This window comes from Bradyrhizobium sp. P5_C12, assembly GCF_054049735.1.
The window spans coordinates 79,727-98,489 of record NZ_JBFULU010000020.1 but is presented as its reverse complement, the minus strand read 5'-3'; the positions used below and the strand labels follow the sequence as shown (position 1 = coordinate 98,489).

Genomic DNA, 18,763 nt, shown 5'->3' with positions numbered 1-18,763 from the left:
TCGCCAAACTGCTCCCTGGGGTTATGGGTCCCGGCCTTCGCCGGGACGACGTTGGGGAGAGATTGGCGCACAGCTGCTTCATCGCACACGCGCCAGCCTTGAACCTGCCCATCACGCCACGCAACAAACGGAGACCCCTTCCGCCTACGGGACCACCGCCATGCGCCGCCTGCTCGTCGCGCTCTGTCTGCTCGCCGCAACCCTGTGGTCCGCGCCCGCCTTCGCGCAGGCGCGCAGCCAGCTCGGGCCGCTCTGCACCACCGACACCACGCCGGCGGACCAGATGATCGATGCCTGCAACAAGATCGTCGCGCTGAAGGTGTTCAAGGGCGAGCAGCTTGCGACCGTCTATTTCTGGCGCGCGGTGGGCTGGAACAAGAAGGGCGACTACACGAGAGTCATCGCAGACACCACCGAGGCGATCCGGCTCCAGCCGAGCCAGGCGGTCTACAATTTGCGCGGCTCGGCCTACTACGACAAGGGCGAGTACGACATCGCGGTCGCAGATTTCGACGATGCACTGAAGCTCGGTCCGCCGAGCGGCACCATCTTCCACAACCGCGGCAATGCCTGGCGCGGCAAGGGCGACTACGCAAAAGCGATCGCCGACTACGACATGTCGATCAAGGCCGACCCGAAATCGGCGTTCTCGTTCCAGAACCGCGGTATCGCGAAGGAGGCGCTCGGCGAGCTCGACGGCGCGCTGGCGGACATCAACCAGGCGATCCGTCTCGACCCGACGCTGCCGCAGCCGCTGATCAACCGCACCGCGATCTGGCGGGCCAGGGGCGATCTCGACCGCGCCATTGCCGACGGCAGCGAGGCGATCCGGCTTGCCAAGGACAAGCCGCCGGCCAACATCATGACGCCGCCGAACAGCGTGCTGATCTCGGGCTACACCCATCGCGCGCTGGCCTATGAGGCCAAGGGCGATTACGCCCGCGCGCGCGACGACTACAAGGCGACGCTGGCGATCGTGGCCTCGGATGCCGGCAGCAAGGCCAGCCAGGCGACCGCAAAGGTGCGGCTGTCGCTGGTGACGGAGGCAGCCGCGCCGATCCCGCGCGATGCGCCGTCACCGACGACGCAGCCAGCGGCAACACCTGCCGCGCAGCAGACCGGCGCGGCCCCGGCGCCCCCGCCTGCCCCGGCCGTTCGCGGCAGGCGCATGGCCCTGATCATCGGCAACGGCGCCTATGCGCATGTCAAGGCGCTGCCCAATCCGCCCAACGACGCGCGCGCCGTGGCCAGGAGCCTGCGCGACATCGGCTTCACCGTGTCGGAAGGCATCGATCTCGACCGCACGGCGATGCAGAAGATGACGCGCGACTTTTTGCGCGAGGCCGCGCGGGCGCAGGTTGCCGTGGTCTACTACGCCGGCCACGGCGTGCAGGTCGACGGCCGCAACTATCTCATTCCCATCGACGTCGAGCTGAAGGCAGGTAGCAGCATGACGGAGGCGATGATCGACATGGACACGATCATGGCCGGCCTCGACGACCAGGTCCGCACCAACATTTTGATCTTCGATGCCTGCCGCAACAATCCGATGGCGCAGCAGGTCGCATCGACCAGTGCCAATCGCGGCATCGAGGGCGCATCGGGCCTCGCCGCGCCGACGGGCCTGGGCGCCGGTGCAACGCTGGGCGCCGGCACGCTGATCGCATTCGCGACCGCGCCGGGCCAGGTCGCGCTCGACGGCGAAGGCGCCAACTCGCCGTTCTCGGCGGCATTGTCGCGCCACATCGGCACGCCGGGCCTGGAGGTGCAGCAGATGCTGACACGGGTGCGGGCCGAGGTGGTCTCGTCGACGAAGAACAAGCAGGTGCCGTGGTCGAACTCGTCGCTGCTGGGCGAGGTTTATCTGGCGGAGAAGTGAGGGTGGGTATCTTCGTCAGATGCGGAACACCGTAGCTCCACCCTCCGCTGTCATCGCCCGACTTGATCGGGCGATCCAGTACCCCGAGACGTCTGTGACCCATCGAGAAGCCGCGGCGTACTGGATTCCCCGCCGGAGCCTGTCATCGGGCTCGCCGAAGGCGAGACCCGGTGGCGGGGAATGACGGAGAGGACGAACCAGACGCGCTCCACGAAAAACGAGCCAAAATTGCAACAGCCAGCGAGATAGTCGAGCGCAACCTGCGGCTGCTCTATTTTGTCGCATATCGTTATCCTACAGTGCCGGCAACACCGATCGTCGGTGGACTGATTGCTGGGGAAATCTGGTGAGAAAATTCGCGGCCGCTGTCGGCATCATCCTGTCTGTCATATTCGGGGCACAGCCCGCCTTCTCCCAAGGCGCTCCGTCCAGCGAGGCCTCGCGCAAGGCCGAACTGGCGGCCGCGTGGCAGGCGGCCGGCAATGCCGGCACCGCCGGTCCCGCCGACGTTCCCCTCATCGACCAGGCAGCGTTGAAAATCCCGGCCGGCGACTTCTTCGTACCCAAGGCTGAAGCTGCGCGGGTGATGCGCGCACTCGGCAACACGGTTCACGACGCGAACTTTGTCGGTCTCGTCCTTGGCACCCGGCAGAACGACCGGTGGCTGGTCGTCATTAACTACATCAAGGAAGGCTATATCAAGGATGATGCCGCCAAGGATTGGAATGCCGACGACCTGCTGAAGAATCTCAAGGAGGGCGTCGACGAGTCCAACAAGGATCGCGCCGCGCGCGGATTTCCCGAGATGGAAGTGATCGGCTGGATCGAGCCGCCGAACTATGATGCCGTGTCGCACCGCCTGGTGTGGTCGGTGCTCGGCAAGGACAAGGGCGCGTCGGACGATGCCCGCAAGGACGTCAACTACAACACCTACGCTCTGGGCCGCGAAGGCTATTTCAGCCTGAACTTATTGTCGGATTCGACCAGAATCGCGACCGACAAATCCGCCGCCCACGAACTGCTCGCCAACCTCTCCTATCAATCCGGCAAGCGCTATGAGGATTTCAGCGCCTCGACCGATCGAATCGCCGAATACGGACTGCTCGCGCTGGTCGGCGGCGTCGCCGCCAAGAAGCTCGGCCTGTTTGCCCTCGTGCTCGCCTTCGTGCTCAAATTCGCCAAAGCCATCTTCATCGGCGCGGCCGTGTTCGGCGCCGGGATACTGAAATTCTTCCGCCGCAAGCCGCGTGACGATTCCGCCGGCGGGGCGGCATGAAAACTCTCTTCCTGCTGCTGTTCTCCGGCCTGAAATGGGGGAAGCTCGCCACCAGCGGCGGCACCATGCTGTTGTCGCTGGCGGTCTACGCGACGATATGGGGCTGGCGCTATGCGGCGGGCTTCATCGCACTGCTGTTCGCGCATGAAATGGGGCACTACGTTGCGGCCCGCCAGCGTGGCCTGGACGTCGGCGCGCCGGCCTTCATCCCGTTCGTCGGTGCGTGGATCGCGCTCAAGGACCAGCCGGTCGACGTCGAGACCGAGGCTTATGTGGCGATCGCGGGCCCAGTGGTCGGGACGGCCGCCGCGCTCGGGGTATATTTGTGGGCGAGATCGGAAGACAGCGGGCTATTGCTCGCGATCTCCTACGCGGGGCTGTTCCTCAATCTGTTCAATCTGCTGCCGATCTCACCGCTCGACGGCGGCCGGGTGACGGCCGTCCTCAGTCCGCGGATCTGGTTCGTCGGCGTGCCGATCCTGGTCGCGCTGATGCTGTACCGGCCAAGCCCGATGCTGCTCATCGTCGCGATCCTGGCAACCCCGCAACTGATCAGCGCATGGCGATACGATCCGAACGCACCGGAGAACGTCGCCTATTACGGCGTACCGCTCCAGACCAAGCTCGAATATGGCAGTGCATATCTGGCGCTCGCCGCGCTGCTCGCGGTCATGACCTATGATGTCCACGAGATGCTTGGGCCGATGATGCGGACGGGATAGCCACAACCGCAGTGTCGTCCCGGCGAAGGCCGGGACCCATACCGCGGATTCTATCGATGATGGACGGTCGGAGTACCGAACGACCGATCTTCGCCAAATTGCTCCCTGTGGTTATGGATCCCGGCCTTCGCCGGGATGACACCGAGGAAATGGCGAGGCTTTCCGCCTCGCACCAGTTGTGGACGTGGAGCTCAGTTGCCCCACACGTCCTTCGCGATCTCCACCGCGAGGCTGAGCTTGGCCCACTGCTCCTCCTCGGAGAGGATGTTGCCCTCTTCCGTCGAGGCGAAGCCGCATTGCGGGGACAGCGCGAGCTGCCCCAGCGGGGCGAATTTCGCGGCCTCTTCGAGGCGGCGCTTGATGTCGTCCTTCTTCTCGAGCTCGCCGAACTTCGAGGTGATGACACCGACCACGACGACCTTGTTGCCCTTGGGCAGGAAGCGCAGCGGCTCGAAGCCGCCGGCACGGTCGGAATCGTATTCCAGAAAGTAACCGTCGTAATTGGTGCCGGCGAGCATGGTCTCGGCCACCGGCTCGTAGCCGCCCGAGGAGATCCAGGTCGAGCGGAAATTGCCGCGGCAGACATGCGTCGTCACCACCATGTCGGCCGGCTTCTCAGCCAGCGCGTAGTTGATGATGCGCGCATAGATCTGCTGGAGGCCGTCCGGATTGTCGCCGCGCTCGCGCGCCTTCTGCAACTCGTCCTGCGAGCAGAGATAGGCCCACACGGTGTCGTCGAATTGGAGATAGCGGCAGCCTGCGTCATAGAACGCCTTCACCGCCTTGCGGTAGGTCTTGCCGAGGTCCTCGTAGAAGGCGTCGAGATCGGGATAGACATCCTTGGAGATCGCCTTGCGGCCGCCGCGGAAGTGCAGCACGGCCGGCGACGGAATCGTCATCTTGGCGGTGACGTGGGCCTGGTCGGCGTACTTCTTCAGGAACTTGAAGTGGTCGAGCATCGGGTGGTCATCGGGGAAATCGAGCTTGCCGATCACCCGCACCGCGTCATGCCGCGTCTCGACGCCCGCGAACTGGATGCCCGTGTCCGGGTGAAACATTTCGCAGCCGGTGAGCTTGGCCAGGAAGTCGAAATGCCACCAGGAGCGGCGGAATTCGCCGTCGGTCGCGAGCTTCAGGCCGACCGAGGCCTGTTTGTGCACGACCTTCTCGATCTCCATGTCCTCGATCTTGCGCAGATCGTCGGCCGAGATCTCGCCCTTCTCCAGCCTGGCGCGGGCTTCCTTGATCTTGGCCGGACGCAGGAGGCTGCCGACCTCGTCGGCGCGGAAGGGGGCTTTGGTTCGCTGCATTTTCTTCTCCCGGGATATTTTAGTGGGCCGCCGCCCCTGCGACGCCGAGGTGGCGCTCGAGGACCGACGGGTCAGCCTTCAGCGCGGCGCTCGGGGCGTCGTGGACGATCGTTCCGCGCTCCAATATCACAACACGGTCGGCGAGCCCCAGAATCTTTTGCGCGTTCTGCTCGACGATGATCGAGCAGATGCCGCCCGCCCGGGTGATCGTGCCGATCGCCTTCAGGAGCTCCTCGACGATGATGGGGGCAAGCCCCTCGGTCGGCTCGTCCAGCAGCAGGACCTTCGGGTTGAGGGTCAGCGCGCGGCCGATCGCCAGCATCTGCTGCTCGCCGCCGGAGAGCTGGTTGCCAAAATTGCCCCGCCGCTCCTTCAGCCGCGGGAACATCTCGTAGACCCTTTCGACCGTCCAGGGGCCAGGCTGGGCCACCGCCGTCATGTTCTCCTCGACCGTCAGGGAGCGAAAGATGTTGCGCTCCTGCGGCACCCAGCCGATGCCGGCGCGCGCCCGCTGGTCGGGCCGCAAGGCCGTGACGTCGGTGCCGCCGAGCGCGACCGAGCCGGAGAAGCGGCGAGTGACCCCGACGATGGAGTTGATCAGCGTGGTCTTGCCAGTGCCGTTGCGCCCGAGCAGCGCCAGCACCTGCCCCTCGGCGAGACGCAGGGACATGTTCGGCAGCACGACTGCCTCGCCATAGCCGGCGCGCAGGGATTCGATCGCGAGCAGGTCAGACATTGACCGCCTCCTCGCCGAGATAGACGGCCTTGACCTGCGGGTCGCGCGCGACCTGCTCGGGCGGGCCTTCGGTGAGCAGCGCGCCCGAGACCAGCACCGAGATGCGGTCGGCGAAGGAGAAGACGAGGTCCATGTCGTGCTCGATCAGCAGCACGGTGACGTCGCGCGGCAGGCTGCCTACGACCGCGAGAATATCGTGGCGCTCGCTTTCGGGCACGCCGGCGGCGGGTTCGTCGAGCAGCAGCACGCGCGGCTTGGCCGCGATCGCGACCGCGATCTCGAGCAGGCGCTGCTTGCCGTAAGGCAGCGTCACCGTCTGCTCGTTCATGACGTCGAGCAGATGGAAGCGCGTCAGCAGATCGGCGATCTCGCCATTGACATCGCTACGCGTGCCCATCCGCCGCCACCACTCGCCGCCATGGCCGAGGCGCTCGGAGACGGCGAGACCGATGGTCTCGAGCGGGGTCAGGTCGGGATAGAGCTGATTGATCTGGAAGGTGCGCGACAGGCCGCGCAGCACGCGCTTGTGCACGGCAAGGTCGGTGATGTCCTGTCCTTCGAGCAGGATGCGGCCCGAGTTCGGCTTCAGCACGCCGGTGAGCTGGTTGATCACCGTGGTCTTGCCGGCGCCGTTCGGGCCGATCAGCGCGTGGCGGGCGCCCTGTTCGATCTTCAGGGACAGGTCGCGGGTGACGCGAAGGCCGCCGAACTGCTTTTCGAGGTTTTGGGTTTCGAGCGCGATGGTCATGCGTCGCTCTCCGGCACGGCGACGACGGCCTTGCGCCCGGCAAACTGCTTGATCACGAGGTTCGGCACGTACAGCACCCAGCGATGCAGGCGCTGGCGGCCGACCAGCACGATCACGACCAGCACCAGGCCGATCCAGAACTGCCAGTATTGCGGGGTGATGGTGGAGAACAATTCCTGGAGCATGCGGAAGATCACAGCGCCGACCAGTCCGCCATAGAGATAGCCGGTGCCGCCGATCACCAGCACCAGCATCAGGTCGGCTGAGCGTTCAAAGGCGAACACGTCGAGCGAGGCGATCGCCGTGGTCTGGGTGAAGAGTGCGCCGGCAATACCCGCATAAAAGGCCGCAAGCGTGTAGATCGCGATCAGGCGGCGATTGACCGGGATGCCGATCGCGGCCGCCCGCAGCGGATTGTTCTTGATCGCGCGCAACGACAGTCCGAACGGCGAATGCACCACGCGGCGAGCGAACAGGAACAGCAGGAACAGCACGGCCAGCGAATAGAAGAAGCCGGTCTTGCCGAACATGTCGAACGGGATTTCCCCGAAGATCGGCTGCATCTCGATGCCTTGCAGGCCGTCGGTGCCGCCGGTGATTTTCGAGAAGCGCTCGGCGAGAGCCTCGAGCAGCAATGCAATGCCGAGCGTCACCATCAGCCGGGTGAGATCAACGCCACGGATCACCAGGAAGCTGGTGGCGAAGCCGAGCACCATCGCGGCGAGGCCTGCGGCCACGAGCGCGAGCACAGGCTCGTTGATAATCCCATGCAAGGCGAGAAGCCCCGCAGCATAGGCGCCGACGCCGAAGAAGGCGGCGTGGCCGAGCGAGACGATGCCGGCATAGCCGAGGATGAGATCGAGCGACATCGCAAACAGCGCCAGCCGCAGGATGTCGGTCATGATCAGATAGCGCGTGGGAAATGCGAAGCCGCAGGCCAGCACGACGAGCCAGAAGGCGGCTTCGCCGTAGTGCCAGCGCGCCTGGCGCTGGGCGTGATGACCGACGTCGGAAGAAGCGCTCATCGGCGAACTCAACGCGCAGCCGTGCGGCCGAACAGGCCGTTCGGGCGCCAGATCAGGATCACGATCATCATGGTGTAGATCACGAAGGGGCCCATCTTCGGCACGTAATATTTGCCGGCGACATCGCCGATGCCGAGCAGGAGCGAGGCCAGGAACGGGCCGGTGATGGAGGAGGAGCCGCCGACGGTGACCACGATCAGGAAGTAGATCATGAACTTCAGCGGGAAATACGGATCGAGCCCGAGGATCTCGGCGCTGAGCGCACCGCCAAGGCCGGCGAGCCCGCAACCGAAGGCGAAGGTAAAGGCGAACACCTGTGGCACGTTGATGCCGAGGCCGCTCGCGGCGCGGGGATCGTCGACGGCAGCGCGCAGGCGGCTGCCGAAACGGGTCTTGGCCAGCACCATCTGGAGCGCAATGGTGAGCAGACCGCAGATCACGATGATCATCAGCCGGTAGCGGCCGATGCCGACGCCGAACAGGTCGAACTGGCCCTGGAGCGCGGCCGGCAGATTGATGAAGACCCGCGACGAGCCCTGGATGTAGTCAACGGCGGCGACCGACATGAAGGTCAGGCCGATCGTGAACAGCACCTGGTCGAGATGGCTGCGCGCATAGAGGTGGCGGTACAGCGTGCGTTCGAGGGCGATGCCGATCGCTGCCGCGGAGACGAAGGCGAGCGGCAGCGCCGCGAAGAACGGCCAGCCCATCCGGTTGACCAGCACCATGCAGACATAGCCGCCGGCCATGGCGAAGGCGCCATGGGCCAGGTTGACGAAGTTCATCAGCCCCAGCGTGACCGCGAGCCCGCAGGCGAGCACGAACAGCAGCATGCCGTAGGCAACGCCATCGAACAGGTTGGTGAGGATAGAGGTCATCGAGGGTCGGTTGATCCTGGCGGTCTTTCGTCATTCCGGGGCAGCGCGCAGCGCTGAACCCGGAATCTCGTTTCAGCAATTTCGAGATCCCCGATGCGCGCTAAGCGCGCTCGGGGATGACGCGCTTTCGCGCGTCACTTCTTGGTCTTGCCGAGATCCTTGACGGCTTCGAAGGTTGCGAACTCGACGTTGTAGAGCTCGCCGTCGACCTTCTCGACCTTACGGATGTAGATGTTCTGCACGATGTCGCGGGTCTCGGGGTCGATCGAAATCGGGCCGCGGGGGCTCTCCCACTTCTGACCCTTCATGGCCTCGACCAGCTTGGTGCCGTCGGTATCGCCATTGGTCTTTTTCAAGGCTTCATAGATCAGGTGGATGCCGTCATAGCCGCTCAYCGCCATGAAGCCCGGACGGGTGCCGTACGCCTTCTTGTAGGCCGCGACGAAATCCTTGTTCATCTGCGAGGGATGCGCCGCGGAATAGAGGTGGGCGGTAACCGTGCCGAGCACGGCGTCGCCCATGTTATTGAGGAGATCGTCGTCGGTGACGTCGCCCGGTCCGATCACCTTGATACCCGCCTTGTCGAGGCCGCGCTCGGCATATTGCTTCATGAAGTTGCCGCCCTGGCCGGCCGGCACGAACACGAAGATCGCGTCGGGCTTGGCGTCCTTCATGCGCTGGAGGAACGGCGCGAAGTCGGGATTGGCGAGCGGCGTCTTGACCTCTTCGACCACCTCGCCGCCACCGCCGACGAAATGCTCCTTGAAGAAGTTGAGCGCGTCATTGCCCGGCGCATAGTCCGAGGTCAGCGTCGCCACCTTCTTGATGCCGTTCTTCACCGCCCAATCGCCGATGATGGTCGAGGACTGCGCCAGCGTGAAGCTGGTGCGCACGATATAGGGCGAGCGCTCGGTGATGATGGAGGTGCCGGCGGCCATCACGACTTCCGGGATCTTGGCTTGGGTCGCGAGCGGTGCGGCCGCGAGCGCCGCCGGCGTCACGCCGAAGCCCGCGATGAAATTGACCTTGTCGTTGACGATCAGCTCTTGCGCGGCGGTCTTGGTCTTGTCCGGAATCGCAGCATCGTCCTTGAGGATGATCTCGACCTTCTTGCCGGCGACGGTGTCGCCCTTCTGCTGCATGTAGAGCTTGATCGCGTTCTCGATCTGCTTGCCGGTCGAGGCCTGGCCGCCCGTCATCGGCAGGATCAGGCCGACCTTGACGGTGTCCTCGGCCTTGGCGGGCGCGACGGCCACGAGGCCGGCAACGGCTGCCACCGCGGCGGCCCAAGAGAACTTACAAGAAAGCTGCTTACGTTCGAACATCAGATGTCCCTCCCCTTCATTCCTGACCTCTTGTGCGCCGAACCGAGTGCCCGGTCCTTGCTTCACCTTAGCTCACGCACGAGCCCTATCGCGCGTCACATGGCGTCCTTCGCGCCCCCCTTGTCAATCGGACGTTTGGCGACCATTCGGCGCAAGCCGAGCATCCCGATTTCCGCGGCGGAGAGCTATGTCGCGGTTACGTCGGGGTGACCCCGAGCACGCGACCTTGGCTGCTTCTATTTGTACGATTGTACAAATAAAATGGACCTGTCAACGAAAAAGCCCCCTCGCCGACCAAGCCAATTTGTCGCGAGCCCCGGGCCGCAGTCTAGAAACGCGACCGGCCGCGGGGATGGAGGATTTCGTCTTTCTTTTGCAGAATTTGTACATCGGCGAGACCTTGGCTGGCCGCAACTCGGTAATTAAATACCTACCTCGAATAAGTCTATTTTACCTTGTTGAAGGCTACTCTCACGGCGCCAGCCTGACCCGGCGTCCAACCAGACCGAACCCGCGCGCCCACACAATGTCCAAGCCTTTCCGGTCCCTCCTGGCCCTCCTCGCGCTCGCCGCGGGGCTGTCCGGCTGCGGCACGGTCAACGAAAAGCTCTCGGCCGGCATGGGCGACTACGTCCCGCAATGGGCCGGCGGCCTGCCGGCCGACGCCCCACCGCGGGTCGGCACGCCGCAATACGAGGCCTACATGAAGGAGCGCGAGCGCAAGCGGCTGCTGCCGGCGGCGGATCGCGAGAAGGAAGAGCAGGCGCAGAAGGGCGCGACGGGCACCACGTCGAGCGGCGCAGTGCGCTGAGGGATAGCCGTCATTCCGGGGCGATGCGTCAGCAGCGAACCATGGTGCGCAATTGCGCACCTGAGAATCTCGAGATTCCAGGTTCGCCTCTTCGAGGCGCCCCGGAATGACCTCCGGATCAATCCACAAACACCACAGTCTTGCGGCCGTTGAGGATGACGCGGTCGTCGAGATGGTAGCGGATCGCGCGGGCGAGCACGCGGCGCTCGATGTCGCGGCCCTTGCGGACGAGATCTTCGGGCGTGTCGCGGTGGCTGATGCGTTCGACGTCCTGGTCGACGATCGGGCCCTCGTCGAGGTCGCGGGTAACGTAATGGGCGGTGGCGCCGATCAGCTTCACGCCACGCTCATGGGCCTGGTGATAGGGTTTTGCGCCCTTGAAGCCGGGCAGGAACGAGTGGTGGATGTTGATGCAGCGGCCGGAGAGCTTGGCCGAGAGATCGTCGGACAGGATCTGCATGTAGCGGGCGAGCACCACGAGATCGGTGCCGGTCTCGGCGACGAGGTCGAGGATCTGCGCCTCCTGCTCGCGCTTGGTCTCCTTGGTGATCGGCAGATGATGGAACGGGATTCCGCCGAAATCGAGCCCGGCATAGACCTCGCGCGGATGGTTGGAGACGATCGCGGTCGGGATCATCGGCAGCTCGCCGATGCGCCAGCGATAGAGAATGTCGACCAGGCAATGGTCGGATTTCGACACCAGCAGCATCACCTTGCGATGCGCGGCGCGGTCGCGCATCTGCCATTGCATGCCGAAACGTTCCGCGATCGCGGCGAAGCCGGTCTGGAGCGCCGCAAGCTCGACGGCGAGATCTGCCGCGGTGAACACCACGCGCATGAAGAAGTTCTTGGTCTCGACGTCGTCGAACTGCTGGGCGTCGAGAATGTTCTGTCCGTTGTGAGCCAGGAAGGTCGACACCGCCGAGACGATGCCGGGACGATCCGGACAGGACAGGGTCAGGACATATTGATGATCGGGCATGGGCCTTGATGAAGGTTTGGGCAGCGGGTGCGGAACTACCTGCGATTTGCGTCCTGCTCTATCACCGACCCCACCCTTGCGCCAATCCCAAGACTTGATTCCAAGACTTGCTTCAACATGAAGCCCGGAGTCAGGATGAACGTACCATTGCGATTGACTGACCGGAGCACGCCCATGGCCGACCGCTTGAACGGCTACCGTATCCTGATCCTGGAAACGCGCGAGGAGGCGCAGTTTTCGAAGCTTCTGGCCGAGCAAGGCGCCGAGGTCGTGCAGTGCCCGATGTTCACCATCCAGGATGCGCCCGACCCGGCCCCGGTCGAGGCCTGGATCCGACGCGCCATCGACAAGCCCTTTGACGACCTCGTGCTGATGACCGGCGAAGGCCTGCGGCGAATCATGAAGCTCGCGCGCGCGCACGGGATCGACCAGGCTCTTGTCGCGGTACTTGCCAAGGCACGAAAATTCACCCGCGGACCAAAGCCTGGGAAAGCGCTGCGCGAGGTCTCGCTCGAACCACAGCAGACCACGGAGAAGCCGACCACCGAGGGCGTCATCGAGATGCTGGCAAGGCTCGATCTCAGGGGCCGCCGTGTCGGCCTCCAGCTCTATCCCGACAAGGATCACGGCGCGCTGACCGGCGCGCTCGCCGCACAAGGTGCTGATGTCGATACCGTGCTGCCCTACGTCTACGACGCCAAGGCGGCGGACGCCAACATCGTCGCCGCCATCGACGCCATGGCGGACGGGCGGATCGATTCGATCGCGCTCACCAATCTCGGCCAGGTCCGCCGCCTGATCGAAGCCGCAAAGGCGCATGGCAGCGAGGCGCGCCTGCGCGCTGGCTTGGAGCGGACGCTGATTGCGTCGGTGGGTCCGGCGGTTTCCGGCGAGTTAGCCACGCATGGGCTGCGGACGGATATCTCGCCGGCCGACGAGGCCTATTTCATGCGGCCGCTGATCTCGGCGATGGCGAGCGCGCTTGCGGAGAAGCGGTCGAAGGCGGCAGCGAATTGACCGAACTTCCTCCCCGAGTCGTCCCGGCGAAGGCCGGGACCCATAACCCCAGGGAGAGGTCATGGCCCGAAGCTGGTAACCGCTAGTCTTCGCCAAACTCAATCCTGTGGTTATGGGTCCCGGATCTACGCTCCGCTTCGCTGCGCTTGTCCGGGACGACGGAGAGAGCCGTCGCTAATCCCCATACCCGCGCAGCCGATCGATATCCAATATCGTCACGCCGCCGTACTCCAGCCGCAGCAGTCCCTCCTTCTCCAGGCGGTTCAGCGCGCGATTGGCGTTCTGACGCGACATCCCCGAGAGCGCGCCGATCTCCTCCTGGGTAATCTCCAGATGCGCGGTCGATTCCGGATAGAGGATCGGGTTGAACAGCGAGGCGATGCTGCGGGCGAGCCGCGCCGTGGCATCCAGCGTGCGGTTGACCTCGAGCATGCCGATGAACTGGCCGAGCCGCTCGTTGAGCTGGCGGACCAGGAAACGGTTGAAGCCGACGCTGTTCTCGAACAGCCACATGAAGGCAGAGCGCTCCATCAGCGCGATGCGGCTGTCGCGAAGTGCGACCACGTCGTAGCGGCGCGGCTCGTTCTTCAGCACGCTGCCCTCACCGAACCAGGCGCCGGCCGTCAGTCCCGCGAGGCTCGTCTGCTTGCCGTCGCGCGAGACCCCGCCCATCCGGGCGAGGCCAAAGACCATGCCGGCCCAATAACCGAACCTGTCGCCGCGCATGAAGACGGTCTCACCGGTGCCGTAGGACCGTTCCGTGATTCCGGCGCGGGCGACCTCGATCTCCCGCTCGGTGAGCTCGCGCGACCAGGCGGCAATGCGCTTCAGTTGATCCTCTGAAATCATGATCCCGAAGCCAGCCGCACCGTTTCGTCACTCCATCCTTCTGCTGCACTGCAACACGATCGTTTCAGCCGCCACCCGACGAAAGAGGATGGCGCTGCCGCCCGAAAAACTTTGTCGCCGAATTGTCAGGCGGGAGACATTCCTAAATAGCGCTTTCCCCTATTGAGGGCCACCTTGGGCGATGCGGCTTTTGATCCCGACCGGGAACGAGAGTGGCGCGGGATCCGGTCGAGACCAATAGCTGCATGGCCTCACCGGGACGACCGTACTAGGATCGCCCGACAGCAACCGACGAAGAGCGCCACTGAAAGCGCCATCACCGGGGAGGGATTTGTTTGGTGGCTACCAGTCTTGAAGTGCGCGGCGTGTCCCTGCGGTTCGGCGGCGTCCGTGCGCTGACCGATGTCGGCTTCGCCATCAAGGATGGCGAGCTGTTCTCGATCATCGGCCCCAACGGCGCCGGCAAGACCTCCATCGTGAACTGTATTTCCGGCCGCTACAAGCCGACCGAAGGCCAGCTGTTCTATCAGGGCCGCGATATCACAGGCCTCACGCCCAACGCCCGCGCTTCGCTCGGCATCGGCCGCACCTTCCAGAATCTCGCGCTATTCCACCACATGAGCGTGCTCGACAACATCATGGTCGGCCGCCATCACCTCCTCAGGAACAATTTCTTCACGGGCTCGCTCTACTGGCTGACCGGCGCGCGCAAGGAGGAGCTCGAGCATCGCCGCAAGGTCGAGGAAATCATCGACTTCCTCGATCTCCAGTCGGTGCGAAAGGCGCAAGCCGGCACCCTCTCCTACGGCCTGCGCAAGCGCGTGGAGCTGGCGCGCGCCATGGCGCTGGAGCCGCGCCTCATTCTCCTCGACGAGCCGATGGCCGGCATGAATTTCGAGGAGAAAGAGGACATGGCCCGCTACATCGTCGACCTCAACGAGGAGTTCGGGATGACGGTGGTGATGATCGAGCACGATATGGGCGTGGTGATGGACATCTCCCACCGCGTCATGGTGCTCGATTTCGGCCGCAAGATCGCCGAGGGCGATCCGGCCGCGGTGCTTGCCGACCCCCATGTCAGGCGCGCCTATCTCGGCGAGGAGGATGAGGTGCTGGTCGATCCCGACGATGCGCCGCCGGCGCAGGAGAGCGCGGCATGATGGACTATGCGGGCCGCGTCGCGCAGGCGGATACCTATCCCAAAATGCTCCGGCTCAATGCCAGGGAGCACGGCAACGAGATCGCGTTGCGCGAAAAGGATCTCGGGCTGTGGCGCCCGTTCACCTGGAATGACTACCACACGCGGGTGCGCGATTTCGCGCTCGGCCTCGTCGAGCTCGGCCTCGGTCGCAGCGACGTCGTCGGCATCATCGGCGACAACCGTCCGGACTGGGTCGCGGCCGAAATCGCCGCCCACGCGATCGGCGGATTGAGCCTCGGGCTCTATCGTGACGTGCTGGACGAGGAAGCCTCCTACCTCCTCAATTACGGCGAGGCGCAGCTCGTCTTCGCCGAGGACGAGGAGCAGGTCGACAAGCTGCTGGTGCTGGCCGAACGGGTGCCGAGGCTGAAGCACATCATCTATTCAGATCCGCGCGGGATGCGAAAATATGACGATCCGCGGCTGATGTCGGCGGAAACATTCGCCGAGCTCGGCCGTGCGCGTGCCGCGCGCGAGCCGGAGCTTTACGACAGGCTTGTCGACGCCACCAAGGGCGAGGACGTCGCGATCCTCTGCACCACGTCGGGCACCACCTCGCATCCAAAACTCGCGATGCTCGCCGCCGGCCGCGTGCTCGGCCATTGCGCGACCTATCTCGCCTTCGATCCGAAGGGGCCGGACGACGAATATGTTTCGGTGCTGCCGCTGCCCTGGATCATGGAGCAGGTCTATGTGCTCGGCAAAGGCCTGCTGTGCCGGATGAAGATCAACTTCGTCGAAGAGCCCGAGACCATGATGAACGATTTGCGCGAAATCGCGCCGACGTTCGTGCTGTTTGCACCACGCGTCTGGGAATCCATCGCGGCCGACGTCCGCGCCAAGGTGATGGATGCGACGCCCTTCAAGCAGCGCCTGTTCGATGTGGGAATGAAGACGGGCCTCGCCGCACTCGAACAAGGCAAGCGCTCGGGCTATGCCGACGCGATCCTGTTCCGCGCGCTGCGCGACCGCCTAGGCTTCACCCGCCTGCGCTCGGCTGCGACCGGCGGCGCGGCGCTCGGGCCCGATACCTTCAAGTTCTTCCAGGCCATGGGCGTGCCGCTGCGCACGCTCTATGGCCAGACGGAGTTGCTCGGCGCCTACACGCTGCATCCCGAGGGCAAGGTCGATCCCGATACCACCGGCGTGCCGATGGCCGACAGCGTCGAGATCCGCATCGACAATGCCGACATTCACGGCGTCGGCGAGATCGTGGTGCGGCATCCGAACATGTTTCTCGGCTACTACAAGAACCCGGAAGCCAGCGTTGCCGACATCAGGGACGGCTGGATGCTTTCTGGCGATGCCGGTTACTTCAACGCGAACCGCCAGCTCGTGGTCATCGACCGCATCAAGGATCTCGCCGAGACCTCGCGCGGCGAGCGCTTCTCGCCGCAATTCATCGAGAACAAGCTGAAGTTCTCGCCCTATATCGCCGAAGCCGTGGTGCTGGGCGCGGGCCGCGACGCGCTCGCCGCGATGATCTGCATCCGCTACTCCATCATCTCGAAATGGGCGGAGAAGAACCGGCTCTCGTTCACGACCTACAGCGACCTGGCCTCGCGTCCCGAGGTCTACGCCCTGCTCCGCAGGGAAGTCGAGACCGTCAACGCCACGCTGCCGCCGGCACAACGCATCTCGCGCTTCCTGCTGCTCTACAAGGAGCTCGACGCCGACGACGGCGAGCTCACCCGTACGCGAAAGGTTCGCCGCAGCGTCATCAACGAGAAGTACGCCGGCATCATCGACGCCATCTACCGCGGCGACGCCGACATCCCGGTCGACACCGTCATCCGGTTCCAGGACGGCACCACGCAGCGCGTGCGCACGACGCTGCGGGTGGTGGATCTGGGCGGCCCCGGACATCTGGCGGAGGCGGCGGAGTGAAACACGTAATCGTCATGCGCGGGCTTGACCCGCGCATCCATCTTCTTCCGAACAAGCTTCCGTCCACATTGATGGATTGCCGGGTCAAGCGCGGCAATGACGAGTTGGGTCAGTCGACATGAACACCGCCTTCCTCATCCAGCTCCTGGTCAACGGCCTCGTGGTCGGCACGCTCTATGGCGTAGTCGCGATGTCGTTCGTGCTGATCTACAAGGCGACGCAGGTCGTCAACTTCGCGCAAGGTGAATTGCTGCTGGTCGGCGCCTGGGTGTGCTGGGCCCTGCTCGCGAAATACCAGGTGCCGTTCTGGATCGGCATGCCGATGACGCTGGTGTTCATGTTCGCGTTCGGCATCGCCATCCAGGTCCTGATCCTGCGGCCGATGATCGGCGAACCCATCATCTCGGTGATCATGGTGACGATCGGCCTGTCGACCGTGCTCCAGGCCACGCTGAAATGGATGTTCGGCGTCAATCCGCAGCCGTTCCCGCGCGTGTTCGAGAGCCAGTCGGTCAGCCTGTTCGGACTTCAGATCCAGACCGTCTATGTCATGAGCCTCGTGGTGTCGGTCGCCATGATGATCGGCATGGCCTGGTTCTTCCGCGTCTCGAAATACGGTCTTGCGATGCGCGCCACAGCGTTCAACCAGCAGGTGGCCCAGTCACTCGGCATTTCCGTCAAGAGCGTGTTCGCGATGGCCTGGGCGATCTCGGCCACGGTGTCGGCGGTCGCGGGCGTCGTGGTCGCAGTGGTGAACGGCGTGTCGTCGGGCCTTGCGGCCTACGGCATCAAGGTGTTTCCGGCGGCGATCCTCGGCGGGCTCGATTCCGTCGGCGGCGCCGTGCTCGGCGGCATCATCATCGGCCTGCTCGAGAACATCGCGCAATATGTCGACAGCGAGTATCTGCACTGGGGCAATCTCTACGAGATCGCACCGTTCTACGTCCTCATCATCGTGCTGATGATCAAGCCGTATGGCCTGTTCGGCACCCATGACATCGAGCGGATCTGACCATGGCCGGCCCTGCCCTCATCCCCGCTGGTGATTTCCGCACTTCCTATGCGGCGGACACCACCATCTTCCCGACCACGACCAGCCGCAATTTTGCGATCGCCGGAGTGCTGGCGCTGTGCCTCGTGCCGCAATTCCTCGGCGGATACTGGCTCAGTATCCTGATCCAGATCGGCATTTTCTCGATCGCGGCACTTGGCCTGAACATCCTGGTCGGCTTCACCGGCCAGATCTCGATCGGGCACGCCGCCTTCTTCCTGCTCGGCGCCTTCACCTCGGCCTACATCTCGAACAACGCACCGATCCCGGTGTTCTTCGCGATCCCGCTCGCGGGCGTCGTGACAGCGCTGGTCGGGCTGATCTTCGGCATCCCGGCGGCGCGGCTGAAGGGGCTGTACCTCGTCATCGCGACGCTTGCCGCGCAATACATCCTGCTCGATTTCTTCTCCCGCGCGGAGTGGTTCACCGGCGGCTCGGTGCCGGCCAGCGCCAATCCGTTCTCGATCTTCGGCTTCACCCTGCGCGGCGACGGGCAATATTTCTATGTCGTGCTGGCTTATGTGGTCGCGAGCTACGTCCTCGTCACCAATTTGATGCGCACGCGCGACGGCCGCGCGCTGGTGGCGATCCGGGACCATTATCTCTCCGCCGAGATCATGGGGATCAACCTCACCAAATACCGCACGCTGTCGTTTGGCCTCGCCGCGTTCTTTGCCGGCATCGCGGGTGCGCTCTATGCGCATTACCAGCTCGTGGTCTCCCAGGAAGGCTTTGGCATCGAGCGTTCGATCCTGTTCCTGGCCATGATCATCATCGGCGGCACCGGCTCGATCATGGGTACGCTGATGGGCACCGCCTTCGTGGTGCTGCTGCCGGAAACGATGGAATTCCTCAGCCTCTACCTGAAGGGCGGCGCGATCGACAAGGCGCTGTCGCTCAACAACAACATCACCTTCCTGCGCGAGATCGCGATCGGGGTGATCATCATCGCGTTCCTGATGTTCGAGCCGGACGGGCTCGCCCATCGCTGGCGGCAGATCAAGGCCTATTGGAAACTCTACCCGTTCTCGCATTGAGCACGGGCGACTCGCTAACCAACCAATAA

The 18,763-nt window shown here is 64.3% G+C and carries 18 protein-coding genes; 10 read left to right on the top strand and 8 right to left on the bottom strand.

Translation table 11 applies throughout. From position 1 onward, the window contains the following. Positions 1 to 160 precede the first annotated feature (160 nt). From ACXJMY_RS19500 to ACXJMY_RS19485, 4 genes are all read left to right on the top strand, one after another. Complete coding sequence (locus ACXJMY_RS19500) at positions 161 to 1,879, top strand: caspase family protein (RefSeq protein ID WP_456620964.1); 1,719 nt, start codon at positions 161 to 163, stop codon at positions 1,877 to 1,879. A gap of 170 nt (positions 1,880 to 2,049) precedes the next feature. Continuing rightward, positions 2,050 to 2,229 (top strand): hypothetical protein, encoded by a 180-nt coding sequence (locus ACXJMY_RS19495; RefSeq protein ID WP_456620963.1) that lies wholly within the window; start codon positions 2,050 to 2,052, stop codon positions 2,227 to 2,229. After that, on the top strand, positions 2,226 to 3,155 hold the full coding sequence (locus ACXJMY_RS19490; protein WP_456620962.1) for a DUF2167 domain-containing protein: 930 nt from the start codon (positions 2,226 to 2,228) through the stop codon (positions 3,153 to 3,155). The genes ACXJMY_RS19495 and ACXJMY_RS19490 overlap by 4 nt, the downstream gene beginning before the upstream one ends. Continuing rightward, positions 3,152 to 3,877 carry a site-2 protease family protein gene (locus ACXJMY_RS19485; protein WP_456620961.1) on the top strand — a complete coding sequence of 242 codons (726 nt, stop codon included), beginning with the start codon at positions 3,152 to 3,154 and terminating at the stop codon, positions 3,875 to 3,877. Before ACXJMY_RS19490 ends, ACXJMY_RS19485 begins: the two co-directional genes overlap by 4 nt. Positions 3,878 to 4,068: 191 nt before the next feature. On the opposite strand, the gene ACXJMY_RS19480 is transcribed toward ACXJMY_RS19485, so the two are convergent. The 6 genes from ACXJMY_RS19480 to ACXJMY_RS19455 all read right to left on the bottom strand — a co-directional run bounded on the left by ACXJMY_RS19480 (position 4,069) and on the right by ACXJMY_RS19455 (position 9,899). After that, complete coding sequence (locus tag ACXJMY_RS19480; protein ID WP_456620960.1) at positions 4,069 to 5,187, bottom strand: cobalamin-independent methionine synthase II family protein; 1,119 nt, start codon at positions 5,185 to 5,187, stop codon at positions 4,069 to 4,071. A gap of 19 nt (positions 5,188 to 5,206) precedes the next feature. Then, the gene (locus tag ACXJMY_RS19475; RefSeq protein ID WP_456620959.1) at positions 5,207 to 5,923 is read right to left on the bottom strand and encodes an ABC transporter ATP-binding protein; all 717 of its coding nucleotides are present in this window, start codon (positions 5,921 to 5,923) and stop codon (positions 5,207 to 5,209) included. Beyond that, a complete protein-coding gene (locus ACXJMY_RS19470) occupies positions 5,916 to 6,671 on the bottom strand; it encodes an ABC transporter ATP-binding protein (protein ID WP_456620958.1) in 756 nt (251 codons plus the stop codon). Before ACXJMY_RS19470 ends, ACXJMY_RS19475 begins: the two co-directional genes overlap by 8 nt. Next, positions 6,668 to 7,696 (bottom strand): branched-chain amino acid ABC transporter permease, encoded by a 1,029-nt coding sequence (locus ACXJMY_RS19465; protein WP_456620957.1) that lies wholly within the window; start codon positions 7,694 to 7,696, stop codon positions 6,668 to 6,670. The genes ACXJMY_RS19470 and ACXJMY_RS19465 overlap by 4 nt, the downstream gene beginning before the upstream one ends. An 8-nt stretch (positions 7,697 to 7,704) precedes the next feature. After that, positions 7,705 to 8,574 carry a branched-chain amino acid ABC transporter permease gene (locus ACXJMY_RS19460; protein ID WP_456620956.1) on the bottom strand — a complete coding sequence of 290 codons (870 nt, stop codon included), beginning with the start codon at positions 8,572 to 8,574 and terminating at the stop codon, positions 7,705 to 7,707. 134 nt (positions 8,575 to 8,708) lie between these two features. After that, a complete protein-coding gene (locus ACXJMY_RS19455) occupies positions 8,709 to 9,899 on the bottom strand; it encodes an ABC transporter substrate-binding protein (protein WP_456620955.1) in 1,191 nt (396 codons plus the stop codon). 526 nt (positions 9,900 to 10,425) lie between these two features. Between ACXJMY_RS19455 and ACXJMY_RS19450 the strand changes: the two genes are divergently transcribed. Continuing rightward, positions 10,426 to 10,710 (top strand): hypothetical protein, encoded by a 285-nt coding sequence (locus ACXJMY_RS19450; protein ID WP_456620954.1) that lies wholly within the window; start codon positions 10,426 to 10,428, stop codon positions 10,708 to 10,710. Positions 10,711 to 10,828: 118 nt separating this feature from the next. On the opposite strand, the gene purU is transcribed toward ACXJMY_RS19450, so the two are convergent. Continuing rightward, positions 10,829 to 11,692 carry a formyltetrahydrofolate deformylase gene (gene purU / locus ACXJMY_RS19445; RefSeq protein ID WP_456620953.1) on the bottom strand — a complete coding sequence of 288 codons (864 nt, stop codon included), beginning with the start codon at positions 11,690 to 11,692 and terminating at the stop codon, positions 10,829 to 10,831. 174 nt (positions 11,693 to 11,866) lie between these two features. Here purU and ACXJMY_RS19440 point away from each other — a divergent pair, with 174 nt between their 5' ends. Further along, positions 11,867 to 12,709 carry a uroporphyrinogen-III synthase gene (locus ACXJMY_RS19440; protein ID WP_456620952.1) on the top strand — a complete coding sequence of 281 codons (843 nt, stop codon included), beginning with the start codon at positions 11,867 to 11,869 and terminating at the stop codon, positions 12,707 to 12,709. Positions 12,710 to 12,883: 174 nt separating this feature from the next. On the opposite strand, the gene ACXJMY_RS19435 is transcribed toward ACXJMY_RS19440, so the two are convergent. Further along, the gene (locus tag ACXJMY_RS19435; protein WP_456620951.1) at positions 12,884 to 13,558 is read right to left on the bottom strand and encodes a Crp/Fnr family transcriptional regulator; all 675 of its coding nucleotides are present in this window, start codon (positions 13,556 to 13,558) and stop codon (positions 12,884 to 12,886) included. A 338-nt stretch (positions 13,559 to 13,896) separates the two neighbouring features. Between ACXJMY_RS19435 and ACXJMY_RS19430 the strand changes: the two genes are divergently transcribed. From ACXJMY_RS19430 to ACXJMY_RS19415, 4 genes are all read left to right on the top strand, one after another. Continuing rightward, a complete protein-coding gene (locus ACXJMY_RS19430; protein WP_456620950.1) occupies positions 13,897 to 14,718 on the top strand; it encodes an ABC transporter ATP-binding protein in 822 nt (273 codons plus the stop codon). Next, on the top strand, positions 14,715 to 16,646 hold the full coding sequence (locus ACXJMY_RS19425; protein ID WP_456620949.1) for an AMP-binding protein: 1,932 nt from the start codon (positions 14,715 to 14,717) through the stop codon (positions 16,644 to 16,646). Before ACXJMY_RS19430 ends, ACXJMY_RS19425 begins: the two co-directional genes overlap by 4 nt. A 118-nt stretch (positions 16,647 to 16,764) precedes the next feature. Then, the gene (locus ACXJMY_RS19420) at positions 16,765 to 17,658 is read left to right on the top strand and encodes a branched-chain amino acid ABC transporter permease (RefSeq protein ID WP_456620948.1); all 894 of its coding nucleotides are present in this window, start codon (positions 16,765 to 16,767) and stop codon (positions 17,656 to 17,658) included. Positions 17,659 to 17,660: 2 nt separating this feature from the next. Further along, positions 17,661 to 18,734, top strand: a complete 1,074-nt coding sequence (locus ACXJMY_RS19415) for a branched-chain amino acid ABC transporter permease (RefSeq protein ID WP_456620947.1) — start codon at positions 17,661 to 17,663, stop codon at positions 18,732 to 18,734. The last annotated feature ends 29 nt before the right edge of the window (positions 18,735 to 18,763 follow it).

Excerpts from the sequence above, each read along its gene's own strand:
- ACXJMY_RS19465 (WP_456620957.1), bottom strand. The coding sequence starts at position 7,696 with ATGAGCGCTTCTTCCGACGTCGGTCATCACGCCCAGCGCCAGGCGCGC.
- ACXJMY_RS19435 (WP_456620951.1), bottom strand. The coding sequence starts at position 13,558 with ATGATTTCAGAGGATCAACTGAAGCGCATTGCCGCCTGGTCGCGCGAG.
- ACXJMY_RS19450 (WP_456620954.1), top strand. The coding sequence starts at position 10,426 with ATGTCCAAGCCTTTCCGGTCCCTCCTGGCCCTCCTCGCGCTCGCCGCG.
- ACXJMY_RS19475 (WP_456620959.1), bottom strand. The coding sequence starts at position 5,923 with ATGTCTGACCTGCTCGCGATCGAATCCCTGCGCGCCGGCTATGGCGAG.
- ACXJMY_RS19470 (WP_456620958.1), bottom strand. The coding sequence starts at position 6,671 with ATGACCATCGCGCTCGAAACCCAAAACCTCGAAAAGCAGTTCGGCGGC.
- ACXJMY_RS19420 (WP_456620948.1), top strand. The coding sequence starts at position 16,765 with ATGAACACCGCCTTCCTCATCCAGCTCCTGGTCAACGGCCTCGTGGTC.
- ACXJMY_RS19440 (WP_456620952.1), top strand. The coding sequence starts at position 11,867 with ATGGCCGACCGCTTGAACGGCTACCGTATCCTGATCCTGGAAACGCGC.
- ACXJMY_RS19500 (WP_456620964.1), top strand. The coding sequence starts at position 161 with ATGCGCCGCCTGCTCGTCGCGCTCTGTCTGCTCGCCGCAACCCTGTGG.
- ACXJMY_RS19460 (WP_456620956.1), bottom strand. The coding sequence starts at position 8,574 with ATGACCTCTATCCTCACCAACCTGTTCGATGGCGTTGCCTACGGCATG.
- ACXJMY_RS19415 (WP_456620947.1), top strand. The coding sequence starts at position 17,661 with ATGGCCGGCCCTGCCCTCATCCCCGCTGGTGATTTCCGCACTTCCTAT.
- ACXJMY_RS19425 (WP_456620949.1), top strand. The coding sequence starts at position 14,715 with ATGATGGACTATGCGGGCCGCGTCGCGCAGGCGGATACCTATCCCAAA.
- ACXJMY_RS19480 (WP_456620960.1), bottom strand. The coding sequence starts at position 5,187 with ATGCAGCGAACCAAAGCCCCCTTCCGCGCCGACGAGGTCGGCAGCCTC.
- ACXJMY_RS19485 (WP_456620961.1), top strand. The coding sequence starts at position 3,152 with ATGAAAACTCTCTTCCTGCTGCTGTTCTCCGGCCTGAAATGGGGGAAG.
- purU (WP_456620953.1), bottom strand. The coding sequence starts at position 11,692 with ATGCCCGATCATCAATATGTCCTGACCCTGTCCTGTCCGGATCGTCCC.